The 9,808-nt window shown below is 73.1% G+C and carries 8 protein-coding genes; 1 reads left to right on the forward strand and 7 read right to left on the reverse strand.

What is annotated here, in order from left to right; translation table 11 throughout:
* Positions 1–2: 2 nt before the first annotated feature.
* From VMF70_00485 to eutM, 7 genes are read right to left on the reverse strand one after another with little or no spacing between them, the layout of a single operon-like run.
* Positions 3–2,873, reverse strand: coding sequence for a hypothetical protein (locus tag VMF70_00485; GenBank protein HTT66477.1), 2,871 nt, complete (start codon positions 2,871–2,873; stop codon positions 3–5).
* Between the two features lie 3 nt (positions 2,874–2,876).
* Complete coding sequence (locus VMF70_00490) at positions 2,877–4,925, reverse strand: peptidylprolyl isomerase (protein ID HTT66478.1); 2,049 nt, start codon at positions 4,923–4,925, stop codon at positions 2,877–2,879.
* On the reverse strand, positions 4,918–5,352 hold the full coding sequence (locus VMF70_00495) for a thioesterase family protein (GenBank protein ID HTT66479.1): 435 nt from the start codon (positions 5,350–5,352) through the stop codon (positions 4,918–4,920). The genes VMF70_00490 and VMF70_00495 overlap by 8 nt, the downstream gene beginning before the upstream one ends.
* Entirely contained in the window at positions 5,334–6,398 is a 1,065-nt protein-coding gene (gene pduL, locus VMF70_00500) for a phosphate propanoyltransferase (GenBank protein HTT66480.1), read from the reverse strand. Before pduL ends, VMF70_00495 begins: the two co-directional genes overlap by 19 nt.
* The gene (locus tag VMF70_00505; GenBank protein ID HTT66481.1) at positions 6,395–7,930 is read right to left on the reverse strand and encodes an aldehyde dehydrogenase family protein; all 1,536 of its coding nucleotides are present in this window, start codon (positions 7,928–7,930) and stop codon (positions 6,395–6,397) included. Before VMF70_00505 ends, pduL begins: the two co-directional genes overlap by 4 nt.
* Before the next feature lie 18 nt (positions 7,931–7,948).
* Complete coding sequence (locus VMF70_00510) at positions 7,949–8,410, reverse strand: BMC domain-containing protein (GenBank protein ID HTT66482.1); 462 nt, start codon at positions 8,408–8,410, stop codon at positions 7,949–7,951.
* Positions 8,411–8,414: 4 nt separating this feature from the next.
* Positions 8,415–8,699, reverse strand: coding sequence for an ethanolamine utilization microcompartment protein EutM (eutM, locus tag VMF70_00515; GenBank protein ID HTT66483.1), 285 nt, complete (start codon positions 8,697–8,699; stop codon positions 8,415–8,417).
* 147 nt (positions 8,700–8,846) lie between these two features.
* Here eutM and VMF70_00520 point away from each other — a divergent pair, with 147 nt between their 5' ends.
* On the forward strand, positions 8,847–9,638 hold the full coding sequence (locus tag VMF70_00520; protein HTT66484.1) for a UDP-2,3-diacylglucosamine diphosphatase: 792 nt from the start codon (positions 8,847–8,849) through the stop codon (positions 9,636–9,638).
* Positions 9,639–9,808 lie beyond the last annotated feature (170 nt).

A 9,808-nucleotide genomic window follows, 5' to 3' on the forward strand; every position in this document is an offset into this window, starting at 1 on the left:
CGTCAGTAGTCGTACCCGAACCACAGTGCCACGAAGCCCCTCCCGCGGCCGTTCACCGGGTAGTTGCCGGGAAGCGCGTAGGCGTCCGTGTTGCCGATGCCGTACCGCCACCCCAGGTCGAGCCGCAGGATCAGCGGCCCGAACAGACTCATCCGCAGTCCCAGGCCGTACGAACCGAGCCAGCCGCGCTCGGTGGCCAGCTCCGAGGAGGCGCGGCCGAGGTCGGTGAACAGCGCCCCCTGCACGCCCGGGAAACGAATCTCGCCGATCGGAGAGCCGATGGACAAGTAGTTGGTGAGCGGGAAGCGCCACTCCAGGTTCCCCATCAGCGCCCGGTCGCCGGCGAGGTAGGAGTACTCGGGGTAGCCGCGCAGCGCCCAGGATCCGCCGATGGTGACCCGCTCCGGCCGCTCGCCGCCGGCGTAGAACGCGAACGCCCGCACCGCGAAGGCGGTGTACAGGCCGGTGCGGAGGTAGCGCCGCAGGTCGGCCGACACCAGCCAGCTGTCGAGCCGCGCGTTCTGCAGGTCGGTGACGACCCCGGTGGTGAGCTGGGTGAAGGCGCCGTCGATCGGACCGGTGTCGAGCCACAGCGAGTTGTCCCGCACCAGCGAGAGGTAGTTCGACGTCACGATCCCGCGGCGGTGAGGGAACCCGGCCGTGAACGGCTCCGACGCCAGCGTGAAGTCGGTGCGATCGGAATAGGCCAGCTGGAACTGGGTCTCGATCCGCGAGAACCGCGACAGCGGATAGCGCAGCTCCACGTAGCCGCCGTACGCCGACTCCTGGAACACCTCGTTGAGGTCGCTGGTGTAGAACAGGCCCCGCGTCCGGAACGCGCCCAGGCCCCAGTTCAGCCGCCGCGACTGGTCCAGGTACAGCGCGGTGGCGTTGAGGTTGTTCACCAGGCTGCCGAGGCTGCTGCCCTCCTGGTAGGCCAGCACGCTGACGAACACCTGGTGGTCGCTCAGCATGTCGGACAGCAGCACCGTGGCGCCCTGCGCCGAGAGGAAGTTCGGCGAGTACACGGCCCCGCCCGCGGCGAAGTCCAGGGTGTAGCGCGCCCGGTAGCGCGCGGCCTCGGCCTGCGCGGAGGCGCTGTCGGCGAGCTCGGCCCAGGTCCACTGCGGGGGCGGCGGGCCGGCGGCCAGGGTCACGCTGTCCCCGGCCGCCGAGTCGGACCGCGGCCGGACGGTGTATATGCCGAAGGACAGGTGCTCGAACCCCGAGACCACGTAGCGCCCGGCCGAAGGCACCCACTCGGCGTCGAACACGCCGCCCGGCACCGCGGTTTCGCGGCGCCCGGCGCCCGTGGAGTCCACCGAGTAGACGTCGGACGGGCCCAGCCGGTCGGACGTGAAGCTGATCCGGCCGGTGGCGGCCGACCAGCGGGGGCCTTCGTCCTTCCAGTCGCCGTAGGTGAGGTAGCGGATGGAGCGGGAGGCCAGGTCCATGACGAACAGGTTGTGGGCCCCCGTCACGCCGAACGGCGTCCGGTCGGAGGCGAACACGACGCGCCGCCCGTCCGGGGCGAACGACGGATCGAGGTCCTCGTAGCGGTCGGCCGTGAGGCGCTCCAGCTCCCCGGTCGCCAGGTGGAGCAGGTAGAGGTCGGAGTACCCGGAGAGCGCGAGCCCCGAGAAGACCACCTCGCTGCCGTCCGGCGACCAGCTCGGCGAGAGGATCGACACCAGCTCCGGGAACTGGTAGCGCCCGACGACCTTCTGCGCCTTCAGGTCCCAGAAGAACAGGGCGTCGCGATCCTCGAACTTGCTGGCGAAGACCACCACCCCCTTGGCCGAGACGTCGAGCCGCGACGCGAAGGCGTGAAACGACTCGAATTCGGCCGTCCGCTCGCCGCGCACCACGGTGCGCGCGCTCCCCCCCTCCAGCGGCACCGCGTAGATGTCGGTGTAGCCGGTGCGCGGCGAGAGGTACAGCACCTGCGGCACCGAGTCGTACGGCTCGGTCCACACCGCCGGCTTGATGGCGAGGGTGGCGATGCGGCGCGCGTCCAGCTCGAGCGGGCGCTGCGCCTCGACCGTGGGATAGAACCCGCGGCGCATCTCGTACTGCCACTCGGCCGTCAGCTCCGCGAGGGTCCGGCCGAAGACGCCGTGCACCAGCTCGGCGAAGTCCGGGTACTTCCAGGCGTCGTCGTACATCTGCACGATGCGCCAGTCGCCGTAGCGCGTGGCCAGGAACCGCACCAGCGTGCCGCCGAGCGGATACACGATGCCGCCCGACACGTCCTCGAGCTGCTCGATGGTGGGCAGCCGGGAGCCGACCGTCAGGTCGCGGAGGATCATCGAGTCCCGGCTGTCCTCGCCGACCGACCAGTACTCCGCGAGCCCTTCCGTCCACCACAGCGGCATCGCCAGCGTGTGCTGCCGCGGGTACAGCGTGTACGTCAGCGTGAGTTTCGAGATCTGGAAGACGTGCACCAGCTCGTGGCGGAGGCTGTGGCGGAAATCGGCGTAGCTGCCCGTGAACGGCACCGCCACGCGGTCCTTGAGGAACTCCGTCACGCCCAGCAGCGCCTCCGGCGGCACGAACGGCAGCACGTTGGTCTGCTCGAAGTCCTGGTGGGAGGCGTAGACGATGAGCGGGATGCGGGTGGTGACGGCGTGGCGGAACCGGAACGCGAGGACCTGGTAGCTCCGCTCGGCGTAGGCCAGCGCCACCCGCGCCAGCTCCTCCTCTTCGGGATAGTAGTAGAGGTCCACGTGCGGGCCGTGCAGCACGTGCCAGTCGAAGTGGCGGTACTGGATCTTGTTCTGGCCGAACGCGCCGTACTGCGCCGCGGCGCGGCCCGCGACAGACGCGATCGCGAGCGCGGCGAGCAGGGCCGGGCGGACGAGCGGGCTGCGCATCGGCTACCGGGAGATGCGGCGGATGCGGTCTCCCTGCACGATCTGATCCAGCACGTCGTCGCCCTGGATCAGCTGGCCGAACACCGTGTAGCCGCCGTCGAGGTGCGGCTGCGGGGAGTGGATGATGAAGAACTGCGAGCCGCCGGTGTCGGGGCCCGACAGCGCCATGCCCACGGTGCCGCGGACGTAGCGGCGCAGGTTGATCTCGTCGCGGATCGCCCACCCGGGTCCGCCGTTCCCGTCGCCGCGCGGGTCGCCGTCCTGGATGACGAAGGCCGGCACCACCCGGTGCCAGCGGCTGCCGTCGAAGTAGTGGCGGCCCACCAGCCGCAGGAAGTTCTGCACCGTGAGCGGCGCGTCCGCCGCGTAGAGAATCAGCACCAGGGTGCCGCGCTCGGTCTCGACGGAGACCTGCGGCAGCGGGCCGCCCTGGAGCGCGGGCAGGAACAGGCGGGCCGCGAGGTCCCGGTAGTCGGCGACGCCGAAGCCCGTCTCGACGGGGTACGGGTCGCCCCAGTAGCGCCGCGCCACCGCGGCGCCGAATCCGTCGGCCACGGCGCGCCGGGCCAGGTAGTCGGCGCTGCGGGGCACCGCCGCCAGGAACTCGCGCTCCACCCGTCCGCGCGAGGCCGCGTCCACGGCCGCGACGTCGGCCAGCGCCCGGATGGCCGCGAGCCGCGCGTCGTCCATCGCGTCGCGGTCGGCCCGGCGGTACGCCGCCACGAAGTCGGGGACCAGCGCGGGATCCTGCTCCCGGTCCAGCAGGTCGGTCGCCGCGGCGCGCACCTCCGGATCCGGATGGGCGAGCTTCGCGCGCGCCAGCGCGCGGAGCGCGGCATCGCCCCTGGGGACCGCCTCGCCGAGGCTCGCCAGCGCCGTCTCCGTCACGCGCGCGTCGGAGTCGGCGGCCAGCGCCGCGAGCACGATCCGCGCCGAGTCCGTGGCCGCCGCGCCGAGCGCCTCGGCCAGCGCGGCCCGCAGCCGCCAGTCGGCGTCGCTGCGCCAGCCGGCGCCCGCCGCCGCCACGCGCTGCGGCGCGGCCTGCGCGAGGGCCAGGAGCGCCGCCCGCCGCACCGCGAAGGTGCCTCCCTGCGCGACGCGCTCCTCGAGGACCGGGACGGCGCGCGACCCACCGAGGGCGCCGAGCGTGGCGATGGCCTGGATGCCCGCGTTGGGATCCCGGTCCACCACTCGGGACTGCGCCAGCCCGGCGAGCGAGGAATCGCGGAAGGTCGCGAGCGACCGGAGCGCCGTGATCCGCACCTGGGCGACCGAATCGGCCACCAGCCGGGCGAGGACGCCCTCGAACGCGGCCCGCGCCATCCCCGCCGAGTCGGCGAGCGGCGCGGTGAGCGCCCGCGCGACGTAGCTGCGCGTCACGTCGTCCGGATCGCCCGCCGCGTCGAGCAACGCGCCGGCTCCGGCCGCGAGGCGCAGGCGGGCGACGCTGTAGGCGGCGTTGCGCCGCCACCAGCCCGAGCCGATGCGGAGGTACTCCACCAGCCGCGCGGCCGGGGCCCGGCGGCCGAGCCGCCACGCCTCCTGCAGGGCGACGCCGGTGGCCCCGTCCACGGGCGCGCGGGAGGGCGGGTGTCGCAGCAGCAGGGTCTCGATGGCGCCCGCGGCGACGTCGCCGCCGCTCTTGCACAGCGCGGTCACCAGCTCCAGCTGGTCCGGGGTGGCCGCGGTGTCGGGCAGCGCGCCGACGCGCCGCGCCAGCTCCTCCACGGCTCCGCTGTCGCGCAGCATCCCGAGCGCGAAGGCGGCCTGGGTCCGCACGGTGGTGTCCGGGTCGTCGAGCAGGGTGAGCAGCAGCGGCACGCCGGCGTGGTCGCCGATCCGTCCGACGGCGACGGCCGCCTGCGCGCGGATCAGCGAGTCGGGGTCCTGGGCGGCACGCTGCAGCGCCGCGAGGTCGAACTCCCGCCGGTCCTCGAGCTGCAGCAGCTGCGCGAGCACGGTGACCTGACCGTAGTCCTGCGCCGCCGCGGGCGCGGCCCCTGCCGACCCCGCCGCCAGCGCCGCCACGAGGATCCAGCCGGCCTCACGCATCCATCAGCTCCTCGAGGTGCGCCAGCACGTCGTCGGGCAGACGGGTCAGGCGTCCGGTGCCGTCGATCGAGACGAGCGCGGTTTCGGCGGTGGCGAGGACCGCGTCGTCGTCGGTGCGCTCGATGCGGTAGCCGAAGGCCAGCCGGCGCGACGCCACGGCCGTGAGCCACGCCGACACCCGCAGCGGGTCGTCGTAGCGCGCCGACTTCGCGAACCGCACGTGCGCCTCCGAGACGGCGAGCCGGACTCCGCGATCCTCCAGATCACGGTACCGGACCCCGAGCCGCCGCATATGTTCCGTCCGCGCCATCTCGCACCACGCCAGGTAGTGACCGTGGTAGGCGACGCCCATCTGATCGGTCTCGCTGTAGCGGACCCGGAACTCGACCGACGACTCGCGCCGCTCCGTCACGACGTCTCGCGCCACACGCCCAGCGCCTTGGCCCGGTCGCGCGCGGCGGGCGTCACCAGGTACGGGCCGCTCGCGTCGAGCACCTCGCCCCGCGCGGCCAGCAGCGCCACGTCACGCTCGACCAGGAGCGGCCGCCGCCGCGCACCGGGGCGGGAGGCCCGCGCCACCGCCACCAGCCGGGCGCGGTCGCCGCTCGCCACCTGCGCCGCGTTCGCCTCGTCGGTGTCCAGGTGCAGCTCCGTCGCGTGCGACGGCCCCATCCGCACCACCACGTCGTGCAGGGTCACGCGCCGGCCCGCCGGCCCGCACTCCACCGCCGCCACGTCGCCGTCCGCCACGCCGAGCCCCTTCGCGTCGGCGGGCGCGACGTGCAGGTGCCGCTGCGCCACGATCACGCCGGTCTCCAGCGTCACCTTCCCCGCCGGTCCCTCCAGCGTGACCCCGCCGGTCGAGCCCTCGAGCCGGCCCGAGACCTTCACCGGCGCCGTGATGCCCAGGGCCCGGCAATCCCCCGGCGACAGCTCCAGCTGCGTCTGGCCGCGAGCCGGTCCGACGATGCGCACGCCCTCGATCCGGCCGGCGCGGCCGGCGATCGCGACGGTTTCGGCGGCCGCGAACTGGCCGGGCTGCGTGATTCCGCGCTGCGGCGTCGGGGCCTTTCCGGTGCCGAACAGGGTTGCGAAGTCGCGCTCGGACACGTGGAGGTGCCGCTTCGAGACGCCGATGGGCACCTCGCGCGGACTCTTCGCCGTGGCGGCGCGGGCGGCGCCCGCCCCGGAGCCCGAGGGCAGCGGCGCGGGCCCGCGTCCCGCCGCCGCCTGCCGGACCGCCGCCACCAGCGCCGGGTACTCCGGCCGGTGGCGGGGATGCCCCGACGGCCGGCGGATCGGCCCCACGTCGGACAGCGCCTGGGCCGCGCCCGCCCACGGCGGCAGGGCGCCCGGCGTCGGACGGCCGGGCGGCTCCGGCCGCACCGGGCCCGGCACCCACCCGCGGGCGCCGGCTCCCGCGAGCCGGCTGGCGATCTTCTCCGAGAGCCCTTCCAGCTCGTTCTTGTTCATGCCGCACCTCGGCGATGGGCACGCAGGAAATCGTCCACGATCCGCTGCACGTCGGCAGGGGTCAGCGGAGGCGAGGACGGAGCAGAGTGGGCAGGAGCCGCTTCTGCCTTCCGCTTGCCCTCCGGACTGCCAACCACTGCCACCTTGCCGTCTGGCAACTGCTCTGCGCCCCGCCCACCAACATACGGTCTGATCTCCCGGGCCAGCCGTTTGATGTTGACCAGGTGCAGCGCGCTGACGTTGTCCGACGTGCTGCTGCCGCCGATGGTGCCGGGCCCCAGGGTCATCGCCGGCGCGAGCCCGGTCGTGTAGCCGGTGGCGCCCATCGCGGCCATCGTGTTGACCAGGATCCGGAAGGCCGGTTTCTCCTCGAAGAAGCGGCGGATGACCTGCTCGTCGCGGCAGTGGATCGCCAGCGAGTGCCCCACCCCGCCGTACTGGAGCAGCTCGATGCTCCGCTCGCAGCACGCCTCCCAGCCGTTCTCGACGTAGTAGGCCAGCACCGGCGAGAGCTTCTCGCGCGAGAAGAACTCCTCGCGCCCCACCTCTCGGCACTCCGCCACCAGCACCCGGGCCTGAGGCGGGACGCGGATGCCCGCGCGCTCGGCGATGACCGTCGCCGTCTGCCCCACGATCTCGTGCGAGATGCCGCCGGTGCGCGGGTCCTGCATCGCGCGCTGGAGGCGCGCGCGGTCGTCGCCGGTGACGAAATGCGCCCCCTGCCGCGCCAGCTCGCGCCGCGCCTCCCCGTCCACCGGCGCGTCGCAGATCACCGAGTTCTCCGCCGAGCACAGCACGCCGTTGTCGAACGCCTTGCCGTTGACGATGTCCCTGGCGGCCTTGGCGACGTCCGCCGTGCGCTCGACGATCGCCGGCACGTTGCCCGGCCCGACGCCGAAGGCCGGCTTGCCCGAGCTGTAGGCGGCGCGCACCATGTCGGAGCCGCCCGTGGCCAGGATCACCGCGGTCAGCCGGTGGTGCATCAGCTCGCGCGTGCCTTCGAGCGCCGGATCGGTCATCGCCAGCACCAGGCCCGGCGGCGCGCCCGCCCGCTCGGCGGCCTCGGCCATGACCCGCACGGCCTCGCCGATGCACTTCACCGCCCGGGGATGCGGTGACATCACGATCGCGTTGCGGGCCTTGACGCTGATCAGCGCCTTGTAGATGGCGGTGGACGTCGGGTTGGTGGTCGGGATCAGGGCCGCGACCACCCCCATCGGCACGGCCAGCTCCTGGACCCCGATCTCGGGCAGGTCGCGGATCACGCCGACGGTCTTGAGCGGGAGGATGTAGCGGAGCACGTCGTCCGCGGCGAAGCGGTTCTTGAGGATCTTGTCCTCGAACCGGCCCATCCCGGTCTCGTCCACCGCCAGCCGTGCGAGCCGCTCGGCCTCCGCCGACGCCGCGTGGCCCATCGCCTCGACGACCGTGTCGGTCAGCTCCTGCGACGCGCGTGCGAAGGCCCGCTGAGCCTCGTCGGCGCGACGGACGAGGTCGCGGGCCTCCTGGACCGATGCGAGATCGCGATCCACCGGCGTCTCCGAAGGGCTCTAGGTGGCGTGCCCCAGCCGCCGGAACAGCGCCAGCAGCTCATCGCGATTGGCGCGCGAGAGCTCGCGGCCCTTGAGCGGAAAGTCCGGGGTCTGACGCGCGCGGTGCCGCAGCTCGACCACCTTCATGTCCTCGAGGCGCTGCGGCGGGCGGCGCGGCGCCGCGCCCGCCCCGCCTTCCTCCTCGTCGTGCTCCATCGCCTCGAGCTGGGGATCGGGCCGCGGAATGACGTGCACGCTCACCAGCTCGCCCACCCGCTCGGCGGCGGCGGCGCCTGCGTCCACCGCCGACTTCACGGCGGCGGTATCTCCGGCGAACAGGACCGTGACCAGGCCGGCGTCCACGCGCTCGGTGCCCAGCAGCTCGACCGGCGCCGCCTTCAGGCCGGCGTCGGCCGCCTCCACGGCGCCCACCAGGCCCCTGGTCTCGATCAGGCCGAGGGCCTGCTCGGTCCAGGACACGGGGCTACTCCGCGGCGCCCTTCGGGAGGATCAGCTCGAGTTCCGCGTGCGGCCGCGGGATGACGTGGACCGACACCAGCTCGCCGACCCGCTCGGCAGCCGCGGCACCGGCGTCCGTGGCGGCCTTCACCGCCCCGACGTCGCCCCGCACCATCACGGTCACGTACCCGCCGCCCACTTTCTCCTTGCCGATCAGCTTCACGTTGGCGGCCTTGACCATCGCGTCGGCCGCCTCGATCGAGCCGACGAGGCCCTTGGTCTCTATGAGCCCAAGTGCTTCAAGTGGCATGGCTCCTCCAGATGTAGCACGGATTGGGAACGTCCGGTGCTACGATAGGTGCTCCCGCAGCAAAAGTCAAATGCCGCAAACGCTTGCGCCCTCTCGGAGGCGCGGGCATCTTGTCCCCGCGTGAGCGCGCCGGACGGAGGCAGACCAGTGAGCGAACCGCTCTTCGCGCCGCCCGCTGGATCCCACCCCGGCACGGGCGCCACCGCCGAACGCGTCGTGGTGGTCGGGGATTCGCACCTCGGGGCGGCCGACCCGGGCGACCAGTCGGCGTTCCACGACTTCCTCGCCGCGCTCCCCGGTTTCACCCGACGCCTGGTCATCACCGGCGACCTGTTCGACTTCTGGTTCGAGTACAAGTTCGTCATTCCGCGCCGGCCGTTCGGGACCCTGGCGCGCCTGGCGGCCCTGATCCAGCAGGGGGTGTCGGTCGAGGCGTTCGGGGGCAACCACGACCGCTGGGGCGGCTCCTTCTGGCGGCGCGACCTCGGCATCCCGTTCCATCGGGAGGGAGCGGAGCTGGAGCTGGCCGGCCGGCGGGCGTGGGTGATCCACGGCGACGGGCTCACCGAGACCAAGCTCGGCGGGCGCATCATCCACCGGGTCACGCGTCACCCCATCACCGTCGGCGTGTTCCGTGCGCTGCACCCGGACATCGGCTTCTGGCTGGCGGACCGTCTCTCGGGGGGGTTGGCCGAAGCGAACCGCACCGAAGCCGCGATGGACCGGGCGGCGGCGGCGCAGGAGCGGTATGCGCGCGCGCTGCTCGACCGGCGGCCCGAGCTGGCCCTGGTGGTGATGGCGCACACCCACCGGGCGCGGCTGGTGGAGCACGCGCCGGGCCGATTCTACCTGAATGCGGGACAGTGGGTGAGGGACAGGGCGTACGCCGTGATCGACCCGGATGGAATTCGGCTGATGAGGTGGCCGGAGAAACCCTGAAGGGTGGGAGGTGAGAGGTGAGGGGTGAGACGTTCAAGTCAGAAGTGAGCCGCGTGAAGCGTGAGAGGTGAGGGTGAGGGGTGAGAAGTGAGGTCTCACCTCTCACGCCTTTCGCCTCTCTCCTCTCACTTCCCCGTCTCACTTCTCACCCCTCACCTCTCACGCTTCAT

Source organism: Gemmatimonadales bacterium (assembly GCA_035502185.1).
Taxonomy (GTDB): Bacteria; Gemmatimonadota; Gemmatimonadetes; order Gemmatimonadales; family JACORV01; genus Fen-1245.